The organism is Stappia sp. BW2, assembly GCF_008107695.1.
Lineage (GTDB): Bacteria > Pseudomonadota > Alphaproteobacteria > Rhizobiales > Stappiaceae > Roseibium.
Genome location: NZ_VIRG01000066.1, coordinates 487,011 through 512,297 on the forward strand (window position 1 = coordinate 487,011; position 25,287 = coordinate 512,297).

General features: G+C 59.4%; 16 protein-coding genes. 4 read left to right on the top strand and 12 right to left on the bottom strand.

The features are described 5' to 3' along the window. Positions 1–245 precede the first annotated feature (245 nt). The 6 genes from FMN63_RS13785 to FMN63_RS13810 form a co-directional block, all read right to left on the bottom strand. Positions 246–2,132: an ABC transporter substrate-binding protein gene (locus tag FMN63_RS13785; protein WP_205514019.1), complete on the bottom strand. Its 1,887-nt coding sequence runs from the start codon at positions 2,130–2,132 to the stop codon at positions 246–248. Further along, positions 2,129–4,015: an ABC transporter ATP-binding protein gene (locus FMN63_RS13790; protein ID WP_148584537.1), complete on the bottom strand. Its 1,887-nt coding sequence runs from the start codon at positions 4,013–4,015 to the stop codon at positions 2,129–2,131. Before FMN63_RS13790 ends, FMN63_RS13785 begins: the two co-directional genes overlap by 4 nt. A gap of 289 nt (positions 4,016–4,304) precedes the next feature. Next, positions 4,305–6,182: an adenylate/guanylate cyclase domain-containing protein gene (locus FMN63_RS13795; protein ID WP_209001110.1), complete on the bottom strand. Its 1,878-nt coding sequence runs from the start codon at positions 6,180–6,182 to the stop codon at positions 4,305–4,307. 115 nt (positions 6,183–6,297) lie between these two features. After that, positions 6,298–6,882, bottom strand: coding sequence for an NUDIX domain-containing protein (locus FMN63_RS13800; RefSeq protein WP_148584538.1), 585 nt, complete (start codon positions 6,880–6,882; stop codon positions 6,298–6,300). Positions 6,883–6,899: 17 nt separating this feature from the next. Then, positions 6,900–8,084, bottom strand: a complete 1,185-nt coding sequence (locus FMN63_RS13805; protein ID WP_148584539.1) for a CaiB/BaiF CoA transferase family protein — start codon at positions 8,082–8,084, stop codon at positions 6,900–6,902. A 27-nt stretch (positions 8,085–8,111) separates the two neighbouring features. Next, positions 8,112–8,609, bottom strand: a complete 498-nt coding sequence (locus FMN63_RS13810; RefSeq protein WP_148584540.1) for a class I SAM-dependent methyltransferase — start codon at positions 8,607–8,609, stop codon at positions 8,112–8,114. Between the two features lie 266 nt (positions 8,610–8,875). Here FMN63_RS13810 and pepN point away from each other — a divergent pair, with 266 nt between their 5' ends. Beyond that, positions 8,876–11,521, top strand: a complete 2,646-nt coding sequence (pepN, locus tag FMN63_RS13815) for an aminopeptidase N (protein WP_148584541.1) — start codon at positions 8,876–8,878, stop codon at positions 11,519–11,521. 157 nt (positions 11,522–11,678) lie between these two features. Next, positions 11,679–14,033, top strand: coding sequence for a PAS domain-containing sensor histidine kinase (locus tag FMN63_RS13820; protein WP_148584542.1), 2,355 nt, complete (start codon positions 11,679–11,681; stop codon positions 14,031–14,033). Between the two features lie 57 nt (positions 14,034–14,090). On the opposite strand, the gene FMN63_RS13825 is transcribed toward FMN63_RS13820, so the two are convergent. The 6 genes from FMN63_RS13825 to FMN63_RS13850 all read right to left on the bottom strand — a co-directional run bounded on the left by FMN63_RS13825 (position 14,091) and on the right by FMN63_RS13850 (position 22,869). Further along, entirely contained in the window at positions 14,091–14,984 is an 894-nt protein-coding gene (locus FMN63_RS13825; protein ID WP_148584543.1) for an alpha/beta fold hydrolase, read from the bottom strand. A gap of 113 nt (positions 14,985–15,097) precedes the next feature. Beyond that, complete coding sequence (locus FMN63_RS13830; RefSeq protein WP_148584544.1) at positions 15,098–18,094, bottom strand: bifunctional [glutamine synthetase] adenylyltransferase/[glutamine synthetase]-adenylyl-L-tyrosine phosphorylase; 2,997 nt, start codon at positions 18,092–18,094, stop codon at positions 15,098–15,100. Further along, positions 18,051–19,505: a sensor histidine kinase gene (locus FMN63_RS13835; RefSeq protein ID WP_148584545.1), complete on the bottom strand. Its 1,455-nt coding sequence runs from the start codon at positions 19,503–19,505 to the stop codon at positions 18,051–18,053. Before FMN63_RS13835 ends, FMN63_RS13830 begins: the two co-directional genes overlap by 44 nt. Further along, entirely contained in the window at positions 19,489–20,175 is a 687-nt protein-coding gene (locus tag FMN63_RS13840; RefSeq protein WP_148584546.1) for a response regulator transcription factor, read from the bottom strand. The genes FMN63_RS13835 and FMN63_RS13840 overlap by 17 nt, the downstream gene beginning before the upstream one ends. 191 nt (positions 20,176–20,366) lie before the next feature. After that, entirely contained in the window at positions 20,367–21,899 is a 1,533-nt protein-coding gene (locus FMN63_RS13845) for a Do family serine endopeptidase (protein ID WP_162855030.1), read from the bottom strand. A 298-nt stretch (positions 21,900–22,197) separates the two neighbouring features. After that, positions 22,198–22,869, bottom strand: coding sequence for a glutathione S-transferase (locus FMN63_RS13850; protein WP_209001111.1), 672 nt, complete (start codon positions 22,867–22,869; stop codon positions 22,198–22,200). Positions 22,870–22,998: 129 nt separating this feature from the next. On the opposite strand from FMN63_RS13850, the gene FMN63_RS13855 reads away from it, so the two are divergent. Next, positions 22,999–23,997, top strand: coding sequence for a DUF2336 domain-containing protein (locus FMN63_RS13855; protein ID WP_148584547.1), 999 nt, complete (start codon positions 22,999–23,001; stop codon positions 23,995–23,997). Between the two features lie 412 nt (positions 23,998–24,409). Further along, positions 24,410–25,057, top strand: a complete 648-nt coding sequence (locus tag FMN63_RS13860; protein ID WP_148584548.1) for a 5-formyltetrahydrofolate cyclo-ligase — start codon at positions 24,410–24,412, stop codon at positions 25,055–25,057. Positions 25,058–25,287: the final 230 nt, after the last annotated feature.

Below are 25,287 nucleotides of genomic sequence, written 5' to 3' on the forward strand. Positions count from 1 at the left end.
GCAGATCAGGCTCTGACTTCTGCACTCAAGGTCAACTTCGAATTCGATAATATGACGTTTTTCAAACAAGAGTCAGTCCCTCGGAAAACGTCTGGCGGAATACCGGATCAACATCTCCGCTTCCGGTTCGTATGTCTTCCTGACCCGGACGCCATGTCCGGCAGGAGCGTATCCATCCGTCAAACCTGAAATCACCGGTCCGGCTGGTGTCTTCAGCCGGACCGGAAAACAGGCAGAGTTCCGACTTATTCGGCCGCGTAGAATTCATCCATGCGATGGATCCCGAAATGCGCGCCCGGATCCCAACCATAGATACCTTCCAGCGGCACGTTTTCCACTTTCTTGATCACCACCGGCTGACGGACACCGGATACGAGACCGATGTGAATGGTTTCGTCGGCATGGATCTGGAGCATTTCCTCCCAGATGGCGGTGCGCTCTTCCGCCGTTCTGGAATTCAGCCAGGAATTATAGAGCTCCATCAGGCGTTCGGCCGGGGCCCAGTCAGGCTTCTCACCGCCCTTACCCTGCGTTTCGTAATAGTCGCCCCACTTGTGCCAGGAGAACGAATCGCCGTGTACCGGAGCATAGTCATCCGGCGGCATTTCGGACGTCGGAATTCCGTTCTCGAAACCCCACCAGACAGACATCATCAGATCACCGGTGATCGCCCGCTCGCGCATGTTGTCGCGCTGGCTCGGCTTGGCAAACAGAGCGACGCCGATTTCCTTCCACATTTCCTTGACCAGTTCCAGGGCATCATCCTGAGCCTGATCCTCGCCTGCGGTTTCCACGATGATTTCCAGCGGACGGCCATCTGGCAAAAGGCGAATGCCTTCACCGTTGCGTTCGGTCAGGCCGATCTCGTCCAGAAGCGCGCTTGCCTGTTCCGGATCGTATTCCGCCCATTTGGTGGTGAATTCAGCTTCGTAAAGCGGGCTGGAGGCCAGAACGGTGTCGTTGCCCGGTGTTCCCAGGCCGAAAAACAGGACACGGTTGATCAGGTTCCGGTCGATCCCGAGCGACAGGGCGTGCCGGAACTTCGTGTTGCGCATCAGCTCTCGCCAGACCGGATCATTCACGGTCAGGTTCGGCAGGATCGAGATTTCCGAACCTTTGGTGTTGGACCAGAGCGCAGTGACGTAGTCGTTGTCCTTCTCGCCCCGCTTCAGCACGGTGATGTCGGAAAAGCTGAGATTGCGCGCCTGCAGATTGCTTTCGCCCGCCTGAGCCTTCGCCGGGATCAGCTTGCCATCGGCAACGGTCATGATGACCTGGTCGACATAAGGCAGCTGCTGGCCGGTGCTGTCGACCCGGTGATAGTAAGGGTTGCGTTCCAGAACGAAGCGCAGATCGCTGTCATCGCGGTTGCGCACCCATGGCTGCAGCGACGGCATGTCGACGTTCTGGGCGTTGTACATGTCGTCTTTTTTGTTGTGCAGCGGTGCCCAGCTTCGCGCCTTGACCTTTTCAGCTTCCTTGGCGATGAAATCCGGGTCGCCGTATTTCTCGTGGAACTGCTTCAGATAGTGGGCAGGACGATAGATGAATGGAGGACGTGCCTTTGCCAGTTCCGGCAGGAACAACGGGTTCGGGCTGTCCCAGGTAAAGCGGACAGTTGTTTCGTCCAGAACCTCGAATTCAGGCGCCTTGCCATCGGCCATCAGGAATGGCGGCAGGCCTGCCGGGGTCAGACTTTTGTTGCTGACAATGTCCTCGAAATAATAGCGGAAGTCCTCGGCGCCAAAGGGGTGACCGTCAGACCATTTATGGCCCTCACGCGTGTGAAGCGTGAAAATGCGGCCATCCTCAACTTCCACATCCGCGAGGATATCGGGCAGCAGATCCAGTTGCTCGTTATAACCGACAAGGCGTGCATAGCCCCAGACGTTGATCAGGCGCACATCCTTGGCCCGGCCAATCAACGTGTCGATCTTGCCACCCGGTTTGCCAACGGTGCGTCCCGTGGCTTCAAGGTCAACGATCAGCGGTTCGGAAGGCACCCGTTCCGCTACGGGCGGAAGAGACGGATCAAGGCCCGGTGTCTCCTTCAGCTCCAGCGCGGCCAATGGCCCTGCTATCAGAGCCGCGGTCAGGAAAAGACCGGCTCTCAAGGAATTCAAAAAGTTCATGCTGCAGTCCCCTCAAGCGCCCCGGCATTCTTCAGGCCAGGTGCGCAGACAAAATGATCCGGTTCCATTTCCACCAGCAATGGCTCCTGGCCATCGGTCAATCGGAAAGGTTCCGGCCATGATTGCGGCTCCGATGCTCTGTTGGCATCTAGAGCGGCAAAATCCAGTGGCGCCGACAGGTCCGGCTCGGGTACGGCCGAAAGCAGCGCCTTCGTGTAAGGATGAAGCGGATTGCCGACCACGTTTCTGGTCTCGCCCATTTCCACAAGGCGTCCCCGGCACATGACAGCGATCCGGTCGGCGACATAATCGACGACAGCCAGGTTATGGCTGACAAAGAGGTAGGTCAGGTTCAGGTCGCGCTTGAGATCCTGAAGCAGGTTCAGGATCTGCGCCTGCACCGAGACGTCCAGCGCCGACGTCGGCTCGTCGCACAGGAGGAACTCCGGGTTCAGCGCCAATGCCCGGGCAATGCCGATGCGCTGGCGCTGGCCGCCGGAAAACGAATGCGGATAGCGGCGCAGGAAACGCGGATCGAGGCCAACCAGTTTCATCAGATTGCGTGCGCGTTCGGCCCGCTCCTGCGGCGTGCCGATGCCATGCACTTCCAACGGCTCCATCAGCGTGTCGTTAATGGTCATGCGCGGATTGAGTGACGAGAACGGGTCCTGAAAAATCAACTGCACGCGGCGGCGATAGTCCATCAGCTCCGCACCCTTGAGCTTGGAAATATCTTCCAGCCCCTTGCCGCGGTTGTAGAGGACACTTCCCCCTTCGATACTGATTGCTCTCAGGATCGCTTTTGCGGCGGTGGTTTTGCCGGACCCGGATTCCCCCACCAGCCCCAGGCATTCCCCCCGGCGGATCGTCAGGTTGATGCTGTCGAGCGCGGTCATTGTCTTGACCTTGCCCCCAAGGAAAGAGCCCTTGCGCAGGGTGAACTGTTTGGTGACGTCCCGCATTTCGACCAGGGGCTCACCGGGTTTGACATCGCAATGCGGGCGATTGGCCGTCAGGTCCTCCGAGCGGACCTCGATCGGCCGGATCGGCACCAGCCGCTCTTCCCGGTCCATCTGGAAACTGGGCACCGCGTTGAGCAGCGCTTTCAGGTAGTCGTGTTTCGGATCGGAAAAGAGCTGTTGCGCAGTCCCCTTTTCCATGATGCGACCATGATAGATCACAGCAATTTCGTCGGCCATGTTGGCGACCACGCCGAAATCATGCGTGATCATCAGGACCGACATGCTCAGCTCTGCCTGAACTTCGCGAATAAGCTTCAGAATTTCGGCCTGAATGGTCACATCGAGCGCGGTGGTCGGCTCGTCCGCTATCAGCAGTGCGGGACGGCAGATCATGGCCATGGCGATCATCGCGCGCTGACGCAAACCACCGGAAAGTTCAAAGGGATAGGTGTCGAGTGCGCGTTCGGGATCGGGGAACTGCACCAGGCTCAGCATGGTCTTGGTCAGTTCGCGCGCTTCGGATCTGGAAACATTGCGGTGAAGAAGCGCCGCCTCGCCGATCTGGTCGCCAATGGTATGCAAAGGCGACAGCGACGTCATCGGTTCCTGAAAGATGATCGCCACCCTGTTGCCGCGCAGGTGACGCATTTGCGGTCCCTTACGCTCCAGCGTGGCAATATCGACGGGAGGCTCGGCACCGGTTGGGTCCGCAAGGATCACTTTTCCGGATGTAATGGATGCAGCCTGGGGCAATAGACCCATGATCGTCTGCGATATGACAGTCTTGCCCGACCCGGATTCGCCCACCAGCGCGACAGTCCGGTTCTCAGGCACGACAAATGAAACATCGTCGACCGCCCGGACCTTACCTTCCGCCGTATTAAAATCTACCGTCAGTCCCTCAATCGAGAGAACATTCACCGCGCATTTCCTTCCAGGCAAGCATTGTCTGACAGAGGCTTACTAAGCCCTCATTGCATTTCAAAGACAACCAAATTCGCCAGTGGATAGCAATGCAGGATTCAGGAAACATGACTGCGATGTTCGTCACAGATCGCAAGAGCAAACCTGTCCTGCCCTTCGATAAACGGGGCTAATCGGAGAATAAACCGCAGTTGCCGGACGCGGCTGAACTTATTTTTCTGCTTTCATCTGAACATCAGCCAGACGAAAGGAACGCTTTGTCGGCCATGAACGCGACAGGCGGGAATCACTCGGCAGCAGACACCGGCCGTTCCTCTGGCCTTTGCGCCGACGTCGGTTGCGGAAAAGGATCAAGCCAATAGACTTCCATCTGTCCGCTTCGGCCACGCAGATGGTGCGCGCCGACAGGCCGCTGGTGTGTTTCGCTTGGCAGATGAGCAACAGTATCCGCACTTGCCAGGATAATCACTTCCGGGCACTCGGGCACTTCCTTGCCAAGCGTCTGCAAGCGTTCGGCCGCATTCACGGTGTCGCCGACAACGGTGTAGTTCCAGCGATCAAGCCCGCCGACATTGCCGACAACAGCCGGTCCGGTATGGATGCCGATGCGCAGCGCCATCGACGGACGACCTTCCGCGACAGCTTTCAGGTTTGCCTCATGAAGTGCGGCCGCGATCCGGCGCGCGGTTCTGACAGCAGCTTCAGCGTGGTCCGGGCGGGCGTCGGGAGCGCCCCAGAAGGCCAGCATGCCATCGCCAAGGAACTTGTCCACCGTGCCGCCTTCCCCCTCGACGGCCTCCACCAGAATGGCAAAATGCTCGTTGAGCAGGCTGGCGGTTTCTTCGGCGCTCAAGTGCTCGGAAAGCGCCGTAAAGCCGACGATATCCGTGAACAGAATGGTGAGTTCCGCGCCACGTGCCTGCGCGGCGTTGCCACCTCCCAGCCGCATAAGTTTGATGAACAGCGACCGGGGCACATAGGTGTTCATGGCCTTGAGGCCCTCGACCATGGAATTGAACGCCAGCGCCACCTGGTCGATCTCCGCAACGCGGCTGCGCGGCAGCGGTTCAACCTCGTTGAGCGACAGGCTGCCGATCCGTTGGGACTGAACCGCGAGGTTCCGCAGCGGGCGGGCAACACGCCGCCCCATCCAGAAGGCAATCAGCACAGACACCACCAGTGCGCCGAAGCCAACAAACATGGACCCGGCCAGCCGGCGAAGCTCCCGCGAAACAGTCGCGCTGAGGTAATACTGGCCGACTGTCCAGGGTCGGTCACTGAAGCCGTCCAGTTTCGCCTTCATGAGGATATATTCTTCTTGATTGGCTTCGACCATGGAAACGTCGATGCCGAGTTCAGCAGCCTTCTTGAATTCGTCCAGCTTTTGTTCGTTCGCCATGGCCGCCAGCACGGGATCACCAATCGTCTGCCAGGTCCCTGGAAGTTTGTCCTGGATGCTGCCGCCGGTCTGCAGCCAGGCCGCATCCGAATGCAGGATCACCTGATCGCCGTCGGCGATGATGAAGACTGTGTTGTCGCTGCCCTCGTCCTGGGCGGAAACGATTTGCGCGAGCTCTTCCATGGACGTTGCCGCCGTCAGCATTCCGGCAAGCTTTCCGTCGCGTACCAGAGGCACGGACACATTCGCAAAGAGGCCGACCTTGTGCTTGACGAGCTTGCCCCATGTCGGCGGACTGTCCGCACTCAGTTGCGGCATCTGCTGAATGTTCATGCCGGGCGGCGGCGAGTCCGTCTCGATCCGCCACAATTTGCCGTTCGGTGCCCGGTAGATCCCCAGTTTGCTTCCATCCAGCGTTGTCGCCACCAAAGTGGTGATGTCGCTATTCGATTTCAGCGCGATCGACAGGTCCTGCAGGGTTCTGTCAGCATCGTCAAACCCGAGCGTGCCGTCGTCGAAATAGGGTTTCAGACCCACAATCGCATTTTCGACAGAAATGAAATGCGTCCGCAGCTGCGTTTCGAGCGCCTGGGTACTCATGATCGTCTTGTCATTGAGCAGGGAAAACGTGTTGCGGAAATTTGCGGAAACAGACAGGCCAAGAACGAGGCCGATGGCAATTGCCACAAACGCACCGAACCCCAGCCCGACGACAGTCGTCAGGGGCAGCATGATGCGCCGTCCGGTGGGCTTCGAGTTTTTCATCGGGCGGTGACCCTTGTTGCGAACAGGCAGCTTACCTGCAGGACGGTTTCCGTCAAATTAAGGCAAGCTTTCGGCTATCCACCGCAATGGCCTGCGACCGCGATGTCTTTCGCCTTTAGCCGGCCAACTGTTTCAGGGCCAGGTCCTGAAGCAGAACGATGGTCTTGGCATCCATGATCTCGCCAGACCGGATCATGCCGAGTGCCTTGTCGAGCGGAACGTGAAGCACCTCGATGTCCTCCCCCTCGGTTTCCTTGCCTCCACCAGCGGCAACCTTGTCCTTCAGATGGTATGTGCCTCGGAAAAATGCCACATATTCGGTGACCGAGCCCGGGCTCATGAAAGCATCGAACAGGTGCTCGAGTTCCGAAACTTCAAATCCCGTTTCCTCGATCAGCTCCGCCCGCATCCGGTCTTCTGGATGCGCGCCTTCCAGAAGACCGGCAGGCGCTTCGATCACCATCGGGTCGCGTCCTGCGACCCAGACAGGCAGCCGGAACTGACGCGTCAGCAAAACGCAGTTCCGCTCCGGATCGTAGAGCAGGCAGGTTGCGCCATGGCCCTTGTCATAGACTTCGCGCAGTTGCTCCTGCCTGGCGCCGTCCCGGCGCCTGTACTCGATCCGGTGACGGGTCAAGGTGCCCCAGGCATCGGCCAGGACTTCACTTTCGACCACCTTGAGGTAATCCGGAGTGCTCATGTGAGTGCTTTCTTCGTTCAGGATTTCGCGCCGGTGGCGATACCGAGTTCTTTCAGGATTTCGTCCGTATGCTCGCCAAGTGCAGGCGCGGCCCGATCCAGCACCAGCTTGCCATTCCTGAACCGGATGGGGGTGCGAACCGAGGCGACCGAGCCGCCATCGACGCCGGTTGACGGCAATTCGACCTTCATTTCCCTGTGCAGCACCTGCTTGTCGTTGAAGACGTCTTCCACGGAGTTGATCGGTCCGGCCGGAACGCCCTCGCCTTCCAGAGCTGCCAACAGGTCGTCGCGGGCTCTGGTCGCCGTTTCCGCCGTCAGGATTGGCACAAGATCCGAGCGAGCGGCAACCCGCGCGGAATTGGTTGCATAGCGCGGGTTGTCGGCAAGTTCAGGCAGACCGAGAACCGCGCAAAGCCGCCTGAACTGGCCGTCATTGCCGACTGCAATGATCAGATGACCGTCGCTGGCTGGAAAGACCTGATAGGGAACGATGTTGGGATGTGCATTGCCCAGACGCTTTGGCGTTTTGCCCGAGACGAAATAGTTGAGGGCCTGGTTTGCCAGCACGCCGACCTGCGCATCGAGCAACGCCATGTCAACCCATTCCCCTTCACCGGTTTCATCCCGCCTGCGCAGGGCAGCAAGAACACCGACAACGCCGTAAAGACCGGTGAAGATATCCGCGAAGGCCACGCCGATCTTCTGCGGGTCGCCCTCAGGCTCCCCGGTCAGATCCATGATGCCGCCCATGCCCTGGATCATGAAGTCGTATCCGGCGCGGTGCGCGTATGGCCCGTCCTGACCGAACCCCGTGATCGAGCAATAGATCAGTTTCGGATTGACCTTCGACAGGCTGTCGTAGTCGAGGCCGTATTTGGCGAGCCCGCCAACCTTGAAGTTCTCGATCAGGATGTCGGCATCCGCCACCAGTCGGCGGACGAGCTCCTGTCCGTCCTCGGTCCGGAAATCCACTGCAATCGAGCGTTTGCCGCGGTTGCAGGCGTGGAAATAGGCGGCATCCCTGTCCGTGCCGGTCTCGTCCTTGACGAAAGGTGGTCCCCAGCCGCGGGTGTCGTCACCTTGCGGGCTTTCCACCTTGATGACGTCCGCCCCGAGATCTGCGAGGGTCTGCCCTGTCCAGGGCCCAGCCAGAATGCGGGCCAGTTCGACAACCTTGATACCTTTAAGCGGCGCGGTCATGTGTCTCTTCCTGAAGAATGCCGACGGTCAGGCTTCTGATGTCTTGCGGTAGATATGGTAACGGCCCTGGTGAATGCCGTCCGGTTTCTTCACGGTTTCGTAATTCAGCAGGTCAAGTTCGAGCGCGCACAATATTGTGCCGCCAACAGCCATATGCGCATCAATTGCCGGCGCCAGCCAGAAGGCTGTCGCGAGGTCATTGGTCGGATCAGCCGAGCCGATGTCGATGTGGGCGAACGATGCCTTTGCCCCGATCCGCGGACCGCAGAAAACAAGCGTGTCGCGAATGTTGCCAAGGATCATGTGATCCGCATCTGGAGCGCAGCTCGGATGGCAGTCCATGGCGAAATCGAACACAAAAATTTCCTTGTTGGGATAAATCTCGCGCAAATGGTCATACGTCCGGCCATTGCCCAACCCCAATTCAAGGACCGGCCCCTCTACCTTGTTGACCTCGTCGACCAGAAATTCGAGCAATATTTTCTGCGATGTCATTCGGCGAATAAAACTGTCCAAACGGCTCATTAAAAAGATCCCTGCAACTTGCGAAGTCCATGACATAGACAATGCCCCGGCTGGCGTCAAAACCTCCAATCGGTATTTAGATATTATCAATAAGCTTACAAACCGGTGGCCGTTGCGGAAGGTCAAAGAGGACTTTGCGGGAATCCGCGATCATGCTAACGCCTAGAACAACCTCACAACCTCATGAGGGTGCGGTCCAGACCCGGCCAGAACGTTCCAGGCAGGCTCGGGCAGGCCCTTGCGCCTAACATCAGCAGGAGATTTAGATGCGTTCCGAAACGGCGCCGGCCATACGGCTGGAAGACTACAAACCGCCACTTTATCGCATCGACAAGGTCGCCCTGAATGTTGAGCTGGCGCCAAAGGCGACGCGCGTCACCGCAACTTTTGAGGTCAACAGACAACCGGGAACAGACGCCGGCGCTCCGCTGGTGCTTGATGGTGACGAATTGTCGCTTGCCGACATCAGCTTGAACGGCGAGACGCTGGACGAAACCGCCTACACCGCGACCGACGACCGCCTTGAAGTTCTCTCTCCCCCTGCCGACACGTTCGAGTTGACGCTCGTGACCGAACTCGATCCGGACGCGAACACCAAATTGATGGGCCTTTACCGCTCCTCTGGGACCTATTGCACCCAATGCGAGGCCGAGGGCTTTCGAAGGATCACCTATTTTCTCGACCGTCCGGACGTTCTTGCTGTCTACACGACACGTCTGGAAGCCTCGAAGACGGATTGCCCGGTTCTCCTGGCCAATGGCAACCTTGTGGAGACAGGCGACATCAAGGGCACCGGCAGGCACTACGCTGTCTGGCACGACCCGCATCCCAAGCCCGCCTATCTGTTCGCGCTCGTTGCCGGCGATCTCGCGGAAGTTCCGGACAGGTTCACGACCATGTCCGGGAAGGACGTCGCGCTCAATATCTACGTCGAGCACGGCAAGGAAGGCCTGTGCGACTGGGCCATGGATTCCCTCAAGCGATCCATGCGCTGGGACGAAGAAGTGTTCGGCCGTGAATACGATCTGGAGGTGTTCAACATCGTCGCCGTGTCGGACTTCAACATGGGTGCGATGGAAAACAAGGGCCTGAACATCTTCAACGACAAGTACGTTCTGGCCGACCCGGACACGGCAACCGATCAGGACTACGCCAATATCGAAGCCGTTATCGCGCACGAATATTTCCACAACTGGACCGGCAATCGCATCACCTGCCGGGACTGGTTCCAGTTGTGCCTGAAGGAAGGCCTGACGGTGTTCCGCGATCAGGAGTTTTCCTCCGACATGCGCTCGCGTCCAGCCAAGCGCATTGCGGATGTACGCCTTCTGAAATCGCATCAGTTTCCCGAGGACGCAGGCCCGCTCGCACACCCTGTGCGTCCGAGAAGCTATCACGAAATCAACAACTTCTACACAGCCACCGTTTATGAAAAGGGCGCCGAAGTCGTCCGCATGCTCCAGACGTTTCTGGGGGAGCAGGCGTTCCGGGCGGGGCTGGATCTCTATTTCGCGCGCCACGACGGGCAAGCAACCACGATCGAAGCCTTCCTGACCTGCTTCGAGGAAGCCTCCTCCACTGACCTTGAACAGTTTTCGCTCTGGTACGAGCAGGCCGGAACGCCCGTGGTGTCGGTGGAGACGAAGTATGATCCCGACCGCAAGACGTTCTGCGTTTCGCTGTCACAGGAAATTCCGCCTCTCGCCGGACAGAAGTCCAGCAAACCTGCTGTCATCCCGCTGCGTTTCGGGCTGATCGGCCCCAACGGCGAGGATATGGAGACAGGCCCTGCGGAGGGCGCCACAGTCAGCGGCGATGTGCTTGTCCTCGACAAGGCCCATCAGGACGTGATCTTCAAAAATGTTGCCGCGGCTCCCGTTCTCTCTCTTCTGCGCGGGTTCTCCGCGCCCGTCCGGCTGAACCAGCCTCTCGATTCGAAGGATCTTCTGTTTCTGGCAGCGCAGGACCGGGACCCCTTCAATCGGTGGCAAGCAGTTCAAACGCTGGCGATGCAGGATCTCGTCAGGCTTGCGGGCCTCGTGGGCGATGGCGCGCAAGACGCTCCGTCCGAAGACGTCATCGGTGTCCTTGCATCCGTCCTGGAGGAAACCCAGCTCGACGAAGCCTTGCGCGCACAGGCACTCACCCTGCCGAGCGAGGCGGATATCGCCCAGGAAATGGGCAAGGACGTCAACCCGGATGCCATCCATGCGGCGCGGGAGATGCTGCGGCGGGCTGTCGCCGCCCGCCTCGGCTCCGCACTGCTGCCCTTCATTTCCGGTCCCTCCGCCAGCGGAACCTATTCGCCGGATGCCGAGGCCGCCGGAAAACGGGCGCTCGCAAACCGCTGCCTGCATTACTATGCAGCCTCCGGTGCGGACGACGCAGCCGATCTTGTCTGGTCCCGGTTCGCCTCTGCCGACAACATGACCGACCGGCTCGCGGCGCTCACGCTACTGGTTCACGATCACATGCCACGGGAAGAGGAAGCGCTTGCGGCCTTTAGGCAGCGGCACGCAGACAGCTCGCTCGCCATGGACAAGTGGTTCATGACCCAGGCCATGGCACCGGGCGACAAGACCCTGGACCGGGTCAAGGCCCTGATGTCCGACCCTTCCTACGATGCCGGCAATCCCAACCGCGTCAGGTCGCTTCTGCAGTCCTTCGCCACTGGCAACCCGACACAGTTTGCCCGTGCGGACGGTGCCGGTTTCGAACTGGTGGCCGAATCAGTTCTGGAAATAGACAAGCGAAACCCGCAAGTGGCATCGAGACTTCTGACGAGCTTCCGCTCGTGGCGCGTACTTGACCCACAAAGAAGTGCCCTGGCCGAATCTGCCCTCCTCAGGGTTTCCGCATGCGAAAATCTGTCGAGAGACAGCCGCGACATTGTCGATAGAACCTTGCAGTAGTCTGCAATACTGAGAAAGGTTAACGAAAGAACCGAAAAACGGGCCGCGCGTTAACCATTTTATTCTTGGTCAGGTCTGGACAAGAACCGACGATTTGATTCAAATGGAAGTGATTCGGGGGTTACCCCGGCGCGGCGGTTTTTGAGGCACACTTCCTATGGCGAGAGCAGTAGCTGGCGACGCATCTTCGCGGCGCGGCGAGAAGGAGTCTGAGCAGGACACAGACGCAGGCACAAGCAAGCTGCCTCTGCGCGCCCTGCTCATTTCCCTTGCGGAGAGCCTGGCGCGCTCCGACAGCCTGATGCGACGCCTTATTCCGGGCCTCGCCATTGTCTTTATCGTCATTCTGGCCCTGTTCCGCACAGGCGATCTCGTAACCGACTACACCCGGACCCAGGAAACCGCACAGATGACGTTGAGCCTGATGGCAACCGTCGTCGCCAGCGGCCTCATGTCTTCGGAAAGCGATCTGCCTGAAACGGGCTACCGGACAACCCTGAAACGCATCCTTGCCGACAGCATGCCTTCCGGGGCGACCAGCAAGGGCCGTATCTATCTCGTCACCGACCAGTCCGGCACCATCGTGGCGTCCGCCCCTCTCCAGCCTGCTCTCGAAAGCCGTCCGATCAGCGACCTGCTCGGCCCGTCGCAGCCTCTCATGGTGTTCGGCGACCGCGCCGGCGTGATGCCTGTGGACACCGACCTGGGCGGAAGCAAGGGCAAGGAAAAGGTTTTGGCCACCGTCCATCATCTTGATGGGCGTCTCGGCATGGTGGCGGTTCTGCAGCCCGAAAATGCAATCTTCCGCCAGTGGCGGGACGACCTGTCTGCAAATGTGACGCTGTTCGTCGGCACGTCTCTGGTTCTGCTGGCCGTCATCTACGGCTTTTTCAGCCAGGCGACCCGTGCGGAAGCAGCTGACGACATGTACGCGGCAACCCGCGCCCGCATCGACACCGCCCTCACCCATGGCCGCTGCGGACTGTTCGACTGGGATCTGTCGCGTGGCAGAATGTTCTGGTCATCCTCGCTCTACGAGTTGCTGGGCCGCGAACCGAAGGACGACATTCTCAGCTTCGCCGATGTCTCCGACATCACCCATCCTGATGACATCGACCTTCTGGGCCTTGCCGAACATCTTCTGGAAAGCGGCGAGACACTGGTCGACGAAACTTTCCGCATGCGCCACGCGGACGGCAGCTGGATCTGGCTGCGCGCCCGCGGCGAGATCCAGTCCGAGCCCGGGCGGGCAGAACCGCATCTCATCGGGATCTGTCTCGACATCACCGAACAGCACGAGCTTGCCGAACAAAGCCGCATGGCCGATCTGCGCCTGCGGGATGCAATCGAGACAATCTCGGAGGCATTCGTTCTGTGGAATGCGCGCAACGAGCTTGTCATCTGCAATTCAAACTACCAGTCGCTGCACAGCCTGCCGAATGCCGTGATCAAGCAGGGCACGCCCTACAAGGACGTGATGGCGGCCGCCTCCAACGCGGAAGTGGCGCCACAGCCGGTCACCTTGCGCCAGCGCGGCGGCGAGCCGGAAGGCTCTTACGAAGCGCAGCTGGAAGACGGCCGCTGGCTGCAGATTTCCGAAAGGCGCACGAAGGACGGCGGCTTCGTGTCTGTCGGCACGGATATTACCGCGCTGAAGAAAAACGAAGAAAAGCTGGTCGATTCCGAAAAGCGTCTGAAGGCGACCGTGACCGACCTTCAAAAGTCTCGCCAGACGCTTGAAGTGCAGGCCCGCCAGCTTGTTGAAATGGCGGAGAAGTACCAGGAAGAAAAGACCCGTGCGGAAGCTGCCAACAAGGCGAAGTCCGAATTCCTGGCCAATATCTCCCATGAACTGAGAACGCCGCTCAACGCCATCATCGGGTTCTCCGACATCATGACACAGGAAATGTTCGGCCCGGTCGGCACGGACCGCTATTCGGACTACTGCAAGGACATCTACTCCTCCGGCACCTATCTTCTGAATGTGATCAACGACATTCTCGACATGTCCAAGATTGAAGCTGGCCGCATGACCATCGAGACGGAAACCGTCAATGCGTCGGAGTCTGCCGAAGATGCCAGCCGCATAGTCACTGGAGCGGCAACCGAAAAGAACATTACCGTCACCACCGACGTCGTTGAAAACGTCTCGGTTCATGCGGACAAGCGGGCGCTGAAACAGATTCTGCTGAACCTTCTGGCAAATGCGGTGAAGTTCACGCCGGACAATGGCACTGTCACGCTCAAGGCCCGGCCACGTGGCGACAAGCTGCACTTTGAAGTGATCGACACCGGCATCGGCATTTCCGAGCGCGATATCGAACGGCTTGCCCAGCCGTTCGTTCAGGTGGAAAACCAGTTCACCAAGACCCACCAGGGGTCGGGGCTTGGACTTGCCATCGCCCGTTCGCTGGTCGAGTTGCATGGCGGTTCGCTGGTGATCAAGTCGGAAGTCAAGAAAGGCACGACCGTCAGCTTCACGCTGCCGCTTGCCGACAACGAAGCTGCCTGAAAAAGTCGGGCTTTCTCGAAATTCGCCGGTTTCCTTGCCGCAGCAAGGCAGCAAAGATCACTCCTTGCTGCCTGCCGCCGTCAGTTCGTGCAGGATGTCGCGCGCACGGGTCCACAGCAATGCGCCCCCTTCTTCAGGAAAGAACCGGTGGCTTGCGTTTGGTAGTCTCTCTGCGAGTGATTGACCGAAATCGGGTGAATGGACCGGGCTGCCATCCTTGCCGCCGTACCAGAGCGTCACCGGGCAGTTGATCCGGCCAAGGTCGATCCCCCAGGGCATGAGCGCTGCAAGGGTATCAAGAACATATCCCTTCGGCCCCTGCCTGAAGCCCTCACGAAGCGCCTGCCTGTAGGCCGAGGCAAAGGGGGCGATGCCATAGACCGCCTGGTCCTCCGGCGAACTCATCGACAGGACAAGATCATAAAAGCCATCGGGTTCGGCAAAGCCCTCCAGCATCGCAGAAAACCCCGACGGATCTTCCTGTGCGTGCAGGATCATCTGCGTCACCTGTTCCGGCAACCGGTCTGCGAATTCCGCAAGGTAAAGTTCATCCTGACCGGAGACAATCGACAGGGAACTTGCCGTGCCGGATGCCGCAACAGCAAAGGCGAAAGGGGCCCCTTGCGAAAAGGCGACCACCGGGAGCGTGGTTCTTCCCAGGCTGGAAGCAAGGTTGGCAATATCACCTGCGACGCTGACAAGTGTCTTTCCGGGATCAGCAGAAGATGCGCCGAGCCCCGGCCTGTCCGGTGCGATCAAACGGATATCGAGAGCTTCGAGATGGTCCAGCCCGAACCCAAGCGTGCCGGCCATTCCGGCACCTGTCAGAAACAGAACCGGGTCACCGGTTGGCGGTCCCCATTCGGACCAGGCAAGCACACGGCTATCGGCAAGCGTGAGGTTGCCGCCGCGGTCCGGGCGACGGACCGCTTCATCAAATGAATGAGTCATGACGTTTCTCAAGAAATGGGAAAGGGGTCGCTCAAGGGAGCGCAAAATGATTTGAAATCGTCCGCCGGCGCGGCCCTTCCCTAGCCCAATGATAACGGCTTTGCAATCCGCCGCTAACTGCTGACCGTTTCCACCTCTCCGATCAGGCGCACGAACGTATCGCGCACCTTCCCCTGAAGTTCTGCAAGTTCCCCTTCCAGCCGACTGAAGGTCGGGCTGCCGGAGGCCTGCACCAGAAGGTCCAGAACACCACGCGGCGCCTCCGCCGGCACGAACTTGCCGGAAAGGGCCAGACGCAGCACCTGGGTCAGACGGTGGTAGAGCCTGAGGGCTTCCAGCAACAGGCCTGCATCCCCCAAGCTCAAAAAGCCTGCGTCGCGAGCCAGCTCCAACGCCTGCTCCGTGCTTTGAGCCAGGATTTCCGGATTTTCCTGAGCGTGTGCGAGCTGCAGAAACTGGGCTAGAAACTCGATATCGACCAGACCACCGGCCACCTGTTTCAGGTCCCAGACGTCCTTGGTACCTTTTTCCTTCTCGATCCGGGCGCGCATGGTGCGGACATCGTCAGCGAGTTTCGTCAGATCACGCGACTGAACAAGCGTGCCGCTGATGCTGTTGACGATCTTCTGCTTGAACTCCGGCGTCGTGGAAGCAATCACCCGCCCGCGCGTCAGCGCCATATGCTCCCAGGTCCAGGCTTCCTTCTGCTGGTAGGCTATGAAACCGTCGAGATTGGTCGCCAGCGGGCCTGCGTTGCCTGAGGGACGGAGCCGGAAATCGACTTCATAAAGCGAGCCCTCTGCCGTCGGTGCGCTGATGGCCGTTACCAGTCGCTGGGTCAGGCGCGTATAATATTGGGTGATCGCCAGGGGCCTCTTGCCGTCGGATTGCTTGACGTCCTCCGGAGCTTCATAAAGCAGGATGAGGTCCAGATCGGACGCCGCCGTCATTTCGCGCCCACCCAGCTTGCCCATGGCCAGGACGGCGACATTGCCGCCCGGTACCGTGCCGTGGCTTTCGCCGACATGAACGATCACCTGTTTCAGTATCCGGTCGACCACCACTTCCGCCAGCCGTGCTAGTGCAAACCCCACCCGGTCGGCGGACAGCGTGTCGGAAATCATCCGCAGGCCGATCAGGAACTGCTGTTCCTGGGTAAAGATCCGTGCCCGGTCCAGTGCCTCCTCGTAAAAGCGGGCCTGGGACAGTGTCCTGTCCAGCCCGGTGCGAAACTCCTCGACGCTCGGCATGGCACCGAAGAAGGCGGGATCGAGAACCGCGTCCAGGACATGCACGCGCTTGGAAACCGTCTCGGCCATGCGCGGTGCAGCGCCCATGGTGGTTGCCAGAAGCGTCAGAAGTTGCGGATTGGACCTGAGCAGAGAGAACAGCTGTACGCCTGCCGGCAGCTTGGCCAGGAAGCTGTCAAACGCCCGCAGCGCGGCATCCGCGTTGTCCGTTGCTGCCAGCGCGCTGAGGAGCGCCGGATGCATTTCGGTCAACCGCTCGCGTGCCTTGGTTGAGCGGGTGCAGGGGTAACGGCCGAAATGCCACGATTTGACGATGGCCGCCGCTTCCGCCGGCTGCTTGAAACCAAGGCTCGCGAGCGTTTCCAACGTCCCTGGATCATGATCGTCACCGGTGAAAACCAGATTGCCCAGTTCCGACGAGAGCGCGGGCTCATCTTCGAAGAGTTCGGCGTAGTGGTGCTGCACCGTCCGCAAATGATGGAGAAGTGCGTCCTCGAAGTCGGAGAGCGTGTCATAGCCCATCAGCGCGGACACCCTTTTCATTCCCTCCTCATCCTTGGGCAGAAGCTGTGTTTGCTCGTCGTTGAGCATCTGAATGCGATGTTCGACATTGCGCAGGAACTGATAGGCAGACGCCATCTCGTCGCGTGTCTTGTCTTTGATCCAGTCGGCATCGACCAGCGCATCCAGCATGTCGAGCGTGCGCCGTCCGCGAAGCGCCGGGTTGCGGCCTCCGGCGATCAACTGCTGGGTCTGGACGAAGAACTCCACTTCACGGATGCCGCCGCGGCCGAGCTTCACGTTGTGCCCGGCAACCGCAATGGCGCCATGGCCCTTGTGCATGTGGATCTGGCGCTTGATCGACTGCACGTCGGCAATTGCCGCGAAGTCCAGATACTTGCGCCAGATGAACGGCACGATTTCATGGAGGAAAGCTTCACCAGCCGGAATGTCGCCCGCGCAGGGCCGCGCCTTGATCAGCGCCGCGCGCTCCCAGTTCTGGCCGAGAGACTCATAGTAGACCAGCGCGGCAGGAACCGACATGGCAAGCGGCGTTGCTCCCGGGTCGGGGCGCAGGCGCAAATCGGTGCGGAAGACATAACCATCCGCGGTCCGGTCCTGCATGATCTTGACCAGACGGCGCGTCAGCCGGACGAATTCCACCGGAGCTTCCGCCGATCCCGCCATGGGGGCCTTGGCCGGATCGTAAAGAACGATCAGATCGATGTCGGACGAATAGTTCAGCTCATTTGCGCCGTGCTTGCCCATGGCAAGAACGATGAGACCGCTGTCGACTTCCGGCTTTTCCGGATCATGAGGTGTGAACTTGTTCCGGCGCGCAAGATCGCCAAGACAGAACCTGATGGCAGCCGTCAGCGCTGCGTCCGCAAATCCGGCCAGGGCACCGGTCACGCGGGTCAGGCCGATTGCGCCGGCAATATCGGCAAGGCCGAGTGTCAACGCAAGATCGTGCTTGAAAAGGCGCAAGGTGCGCATGATGCCGGCTTCGTCTTCCGCCCGCGCTCCGCGGGCATCCGACAGCAGGTTTTCCAGACGGGTTTCCGGCGCTTCCTGCAGGAGGCGAAGAAGGCCCGTGGGATCAGCGAGCATCAGATCGCGCAGATAGGGGGAATTGCCGATAACCCCGAGCAGGAACCCTTCCAGATCCGGCTTTTCCTGCAAAAGCGACTTCAGCGCCTCGCCGGACTCTGCATCAGAAAGGAGATCTTTCAGGAAGAGGGCTGCATGAGCGGGATCGAGCGCTTTGGGCACCACCGCGATCCGGTCGGCCAGAATACCTGCGCCACCGTCCTGGTTAGTCCCCTTCCCCCGATTGCCCGGCTGTGCCGCCTTGTTCATGCCCGCTCCTGCTGCTGTCCGGTTTCACCGGCTTGAGATCGATCCGGGCACTTAGACCCGGGTCCTCATTCATGAAGCGCAAGTCTCCACCATGCAAGCGGGCAACTGCCTTGACCAGACTCAATCCAAGGCCGGTTCCTGGTTCCGAACGGCTTTCTTCCAGCCGGACGAAACGCTCCTTCACCCTGTCCTGGTCCTTTTCCGGAATGCCGGGGCCATTGTCAGTGACGCTGAGAACCACACGGCCATTCTCTTCGCGGGCCCCGAGGCGAATACGCAAGTCGCCGGTTTCCGGCCGGCCGTATTTCAGCGCATTTTCAATCAGGTTCACCAGCACCTGGCTGATCAGATCGCGGTTGCACTCCGCCATCAGGTCTTCGGGCAGATCTGTTTCAAGCTTGCCGCCTTCGTCTTCCACCAGCGGTTCATAAAGTTCGGCAACTTGCTCGACCAGCTTGTTGACGTCGGCCTGCTCCATGACGGAGGCCGGAGCCATGGATTCAACACGCGCGATGCCCAGCAGCGCGTTGAAGATCCTCAGGAGCTGATCGGATTCCTGAAGCGTTGCTTCCAGGGCGCCGCGATATCCCTCCTCGCCTTTTGCTTCGCGCAAGGCGTTTTCAGTCCGGGTTTGCAGGCGAGTCAGCGGTGTTTTCAAATCATGGGCGATGTTGTCCGTGACATCCTTCATCGACTGCATCAGAACTTCGATCCGGTCGAGCATGGTATTGAGATTGACTGCCAGACGGTCGAATTCGTCGTCGTTTCCGGCCACGGGCAAACGTCCGGAAAGCTCACCCTGCATGATCGTGCGGCTGGTGGCTGAGATCTCGTCGATACGCTTCATCACCCTTCGGCTGACAAACAGCCAGGTGATCGCTGCCATAACCACGACGACGACCAGCCACAGCCGAAAGGCGTTGGCCAGAAGGTTTGCAAACCGGAGCTGCTCGCCCAGGTCTCGCCCAACCAGAAGACGGAAGCCGCCGCGCAGCTCGAAGGTACGCACCATGGCCTGGCGTTCGACGTCTTCCGAATCCTGACCGAGCCGCGTATAGCGAACCCGGCGCAAACCGCCATCGGCTTCTTCCAGAACGGTGGTAGGCAGGCGGGCGATGTTGCCAACGAGGGCATTGCCCGCGAAATCGACCAGGAGATAGAGGCTGGCATCGGGATGGCGGGAGCGCGTGTCGATGGTTTCGACCAGGTCCCGCACGCCGCCACGCACATAGACATCGGCAAGCGTTTTCAGTTCCGAATCGACGGTCTGAACCACCTGTTCGGACATCAGGTTGTCCGTGTTGTCCGCAATGTAGAACAGCAGCACCCCGGACATCACCGTGAAGACGGCAATATAAAGCAGCGACAGCTTGAAGGCTGTGGTTCTTGTAAACCTAGTGAGCCGCGTCACGGATCGTGTATCCGGCACCCCGGATGGTGTGCAGCAGAGGTGTGTCGAAACCCTTGTCGATCTTGCCTCTCAAACGGGAGATGTGAACATCGATCACGTTGGTCTGCGGATCGAAATGGTACTCCCAGACATTTTCGAGCAGCATCGTACGGGTCACCACCTGACCAGCGTTCTGCATGAGATATTCCAGAAGGCGGAATTCGCGCGGCTGCAAGGGGATTTCCGTTTCGCCGCGGCGGCAGGAATGTGCCATGCGGTCAAGTGTCAGGTCACCGACGCTGTAAGTGGTTTCAATCTGGCTGGCCGACTTGGGACGCCGGGCCAAAGCTTCGATGCGGGCCAGCAATTCGGTAAAGGCGTAAGGTTTGGGCAGATAGTCATCGCCGCCGGCCTTGAGGCCCTTGACGCGGTCATCGACCTGGCCGAGGGCGGACAGGATCAGCACCGGAGTGTGATTGCCTTGCTTGCGCAGTTCCTGAATGACAGAAAGGCCATCCATCTTCGGCAGCATGCGGTCAACGATGAGGATGTCGTAGTCTCTGTCGTGCGCCATATCCAGACCGGCCGGCCCATCGGCAGCCTGGTCAGCGGTGTGGCCCAGTTCACTCAAACCCTTGACGAGGTAGCTTGCAGCTTCCGGGTCGTCTTCTATGACAAGAATCCTCAACATCCCATCCTTTTAGCTTGAGTTGCCCCTAAAGAAAATGGCTGGCGGCGGCGATGGATGTGAGTATCGCCGCCGCCAGTCAGTCAGGGTCTAGCAGATAAACCCTGGGCAAAGACCGGCCGGTCGGGGTTTGGGGGCAGAGGGCAGGCCGGTCTTGCTTCTCAGGTCCGGTCCGGGGCAGAACCGGTCCCTGATCAGGCGAGGTTCATGGGCAGGGCCACGAACCGGGTCGTATTGTTGGTTTCAACCCGGAAGAGAACCGCCTTGCGGCCATCCTTTTCCGCCTTGTCCAGTGCCTTCAGGACATCGGACGGGCTGTTGACCTTCATGCCGGCGACTTCCAGGATCACGTCACCGGTGTTGAGGCGTTTTTCGGCAGCCGGGCTGTCCGGATCGATTTCGGCGATAACCACGCCGTCACCTTCCATGCCTGCTTCGGCTTTCGTCATCACGATCAGGCCGAGGTCGTCGAGGCTGGTCTTGCTTTCCTCGGCTTCCGTCTGAAGGGCGGCAACCTGATCCGGTTCCTGCAGGCGACCCAGCGTCACGGTGATGTCTTCTTTCTGACCGTCACGCCAGACCGTGATGTCCACATTGCTGTCCGGCTCGTAAGCCGCAATGATCTTGGACAGTTCGCGCGGGCCTTTCACCTCGGTGCCATCAACAGCAAGGATGGTGTCGCCCGAGCGCAGTCCAGCCTTCTGAGCCGGGCTGTTTTCCTGCGCTTCCGCGACGATGGCGCCGCGGGCCTCATCGAGGCCAAGGCTTTCCGCAATGTCATCGGTTACGTTCTGGATCTGAACGCCCAGCCAGCCACGAATGACTGTACCGTCGTCCTTCAGCTCCATGATGACATCCTGCGCGGTTGAGGCCGGAATGGCGAAGGCGATGCCGACGTTGCCACCGGACGGCGAGAAGATCGCCGCGTTCACACCGATCACTTCACCATGCATGTTGAAGGCCGGGCCGCCGGAGTTGCCGCGGTTGACCGGGGCATCGATCTGGATGAAGTCGTCGTAGGGGCCTGCGCCGATGTCACGGCCACGCGCCGAGACGATACCGGCCGTCACGGATCCGCCGAGACCGAACGGGTTGCCGATGGCGACGGTCCATTCACCCACCTGCGGTGCTTCCTTGGCAAAGTCGACATAGGTGAACTTGTCGTCGCTATCGACCTTCAGGAGCGCAAGGTCGGTCCGCTTGTCGGCGCCGATGAGCTTGGCGTTGTATTCCTTGCCATCCCGGTCGATGACCGTGAACTCGGTGCCGTTTTCAATCACGTGATGATTGGTCACGAGGTAACCGTCATCGGAGATGAAAAAGCCGGAGCCCTGGGAAATGCCATACTGGCGCGGCGCGCGGCGCTGGTTATGCTGCTGCTCACCGCCCTTGCCGCCAAATTCGCGGAAAAAGCGCTTGAACGGGTGGCCGTCTGGCAGACCCTTGAAGAAACCTTCGGGGTCGTCGTTGCCACCGTCGAAGTTCATCATGCGCGGCTCTGCGGCCTGTTTGACCTGAACACTGACGACCGCTGGGCTGACAGCACTGACGACGTGGGAAAAGTCCAGCGGAGCCGCGGTATCGACACTAACCGGATCAGCCAGAGCCAGTTGGCCCGGAACGATGGTCTGTGCCGTCAGAAGTCCGGCTGCGCCGAGCGCGACGACGCCTGCGAGCAGCTTGGCGCGGCGGGAGCGCAGGGGAGAAACTGAGCGACTGTTTTGCATGTTGTCTTCCTCTTTCGAGATTCGGTTTGAAGGCCAATTCCTGGAACGCTGGCGGGGAAAGCCCTCAAGGTTCGAAAGTGAAGGTATGTGAACCAGTCTTACAGGCGCCTGTCGGCGGCATTACAGTTTTGTAACGTTGGGAACCAAATCGGAAAATCGCAAACAGCTCATGGCCTGAAGCTGAAATTTTTTTGTCCGTCGCACCATCGGCGGGCAGGAAAAAGGGGTCGGAGGCAAGAAACAGTCGGGCAATCTCACAAGAAGACGGGTCCCGGACCAGAGAATCAGGACACGGGAATCAAGGGGCGGAATTTGCCTCAGCGGGAAAGAAGACCGGGGTGTCTCCCGCCCGCCACGGGCTCCATTTCGGCATCACGGATTGAAACCGGGGAGACGTTTCGAAGGCTTTCAGCCAGACCTTCAAGGATGTCCAGTCCTGGCTGTCGAACCAGCTTCGGTCCGAGTTGGCGAACTGACGAACGAACGGCAGGATTGCATAATCGGCAAGCGAGGCCTTGCCGCCGAAAAGCCTGGGTGTCCCGGTCAGACGGCTGTCCAGACGCCAGAGATAGTCTGCCGCTCCCGCTCGCTCCGTTTCCCTGTCCGCATCCGGATATCTCGTATCGTATTTGTAGCGGTCGAGATGGCGCTTGAACGGGCCGTCACAGTCAGCGATCAGCGCCAGTATTTCATCAAGATCGCCCTTCTCGGGTCTGAGCCAGTTTTCCGGATCGGCGCGTTGCAGGGCCCAGAGCATGATGTCCAGACTTTCGTCGATCACGGTTTCATCGACCTTCAGGCACGGAACGGTTGCCGAAGGCGAGGTTTCCAGAAACTCGGGTGCCTTGTCCCGTAAAACGATTTCCCGCAGTTCGACCTTTTCGCCGCTCGCGGCAATCGAGAGCCTCGCCCTGATGGCATAGGGACAGCGGCGGAAGGAATAGAGGATCGGCATCGAAGTTGCGCTCATGGGCGTGAAATGACGCATTGGCGTAGTCAGGTCAACACTGCTAATGGCACCATGTTGCAATGAGCCGAGCAGTGTTTTTCACACGTTATAAAGAATATTCAGCGAAACTTATGCCGATAGGGTACGGACATGAGTGACTCGCTTCTTAAGCTTGCCAGGGAAAGTTCTTCGGAGAAAAAACACGAGCTTGCCGAGCACGTGACAGGCCTTCTTGTTGCCCGCGCGGACGATACAGGTTCTGACGAGACCCATCTTCTGAACAACATGCTGGAGGGCGTCTACGATGCCCTGGAACTCGACGCCAAGCGCAAGATGGCAGAACGACTTGCGGACGTTCGTGCCATGTCCTCCAATCTTGCCGCCGCCATGGCCAGCGACGAGTTGCCGGTTGCCCAGGCCATTCTGGAACGATCCACGTCTCTGCGGGAAGAAGACCAGCGCAAAATCGCGGAAACCAAGGACCAGGGCTACCTTCTCGGCCTTGCAAAACGCGATCACGTCAGCAAGGACGTCAGCGATGTTCTGATCAAGCGTGGCAGCAAGGAAGTCAAACAAACGCTGGCAGCCAACCTCGGTGCAGAGATCACCATGCCGGTGTTCGAGAGCCTGGTGAAGGACATGCCCAAGCAGCTTGGCGACCGCATCCGGCACTTGCGCAAGTCAAATGAAGAGTTGCTGGAAGATCTGTTCCGCGACGACGGTGACGTAGCGTCGGGTGTGGAACTGGTGAAGAAACAATCCAAGATCAGCCCGAAAGCCTGGCTGACGGGCATCCGGCTCGGCAAGACGACCCTGAACAAGGCCGTCTACCAGCTGGCCCAGGAACACAACCTTCTGGACGCGGTTGCCCTGCTCTCTTTCTTCTCCGGCCTCGACATGAAATATGTCCACAATCTCATGGTCCGGTTCGACTCCACCGGTATCGCCACGGTCTGCCGCGCCGCAGGCATCGGCGCGATGGAGTTTCAGGCGGTGTGCAAGGAACGCTGCAAGCACCTGAAGTTTCCTGAAAGCACCGGCAGCAAGTGGCTGACAAACTATCACATGCTCGACGACACCGATGCCCGCCGTCTTCTGTCACTGATGAAAATCAAGCTCAAAGCCATCAAGCACGAGCAAGCTGCCTGACTGCGGAAAATCTGTAGGCCCTGCTGTCGAAATTTCTCCAATCGTGCAACCTCGGTGCGGTCGATCCCGCCCGTCTCGTGGCAGCCGCCAATAGGAATGGCCGTCTTGAGGCTTCTTCAACCAGCACTGCGTATTACACGTGTTGTCCAGAAACGCCGTTGAAGGGCCTCCCCCCCTTCGCCCGGAACCTCATGCGGGCTCCGTTGACGTCTTTGGACAGCGCCCTGCCGCTTCGCGATGCCCTGCATCTCCTGGTGCGCGATAATCTCGATCATGTTCCGGTTTGCCGGGGGACGTGTTCGAAGGATTTCTGACCAGGTCTCTTCTGCTTGAAGCTCTGGTTTGGCCGTCCACCAACAGGAAGGCGGCCTGACGCGGCACTAATACAAGGACGTGAAAGGAACTGACCTGAATGAGTCATGACGACGACCTGCCGGGAGATCCTGTCTGCTATGCCGACATGCTGGTGGGTGGTTATGTCGTTGACCAGGAGACATTTCGCGATGTCAGCCGGTTCCGCAAATCTGAACGCGTCCGCCTCTATGAGAAGCGAAAGGGACTGACCAGCACGGAGCGGACGGAAAAGACCGCTGCCTTGATCGACCAGCTTCGCACGGTTCTGGAAGCAACGGACTTTCAGACCATCTCCTTTTATTGGCCGATCCGCGGCGAGCCCGATTTACGCGCCTTGATGGCAGACCTGAGCAAGGTGGGAAAAACCGTTCTTCTGCCGGTCGTTCTGGAAAAACAGGCGCCGCTGGCCTTCCGTCCGTGGCAGCCCGGGTGCGCGATGACGCGAGGTGTCTGGAACATTCCCGTTCCCGAAGAAGGCCCGTCGCTGGTGCCTGAGGTCGTGATTGCTCCGCTGGTTGGCGTCGACGCTGGTTTTTATCGGCTGGGCAATGGTGGCGGTTATTACGACCGCACTCTGGCATCCCTGCCGGCCAAACCGCTGACGATCGGCGTCGGATTTGCCTTCTGCCGGCTGCCGTCGATCTTTCCGATGCCCTGGGACGTGCGGATGGACAAGGTTGTCCTCGATACCGGCGAGGAGACGTAGGGAGCGGAGCACCCGGCTTTGTCTCCAACATTGGCTCCTTGAAGCAACCTAACCTTGAGAGATGAGATGGCTTGCCAAATAAAGTATGTGACGGGAACCAGACATCTGCAGTTGAAGCGCACAGCATACATTGTCAGTAATACGGACGACCTCAGAGATTTATCGTTTTTTTATCCTGTGCTTTAGACAGTTGTAAACTGTCTGTGAGTTAGGTGTACTGTCAGAAAAAC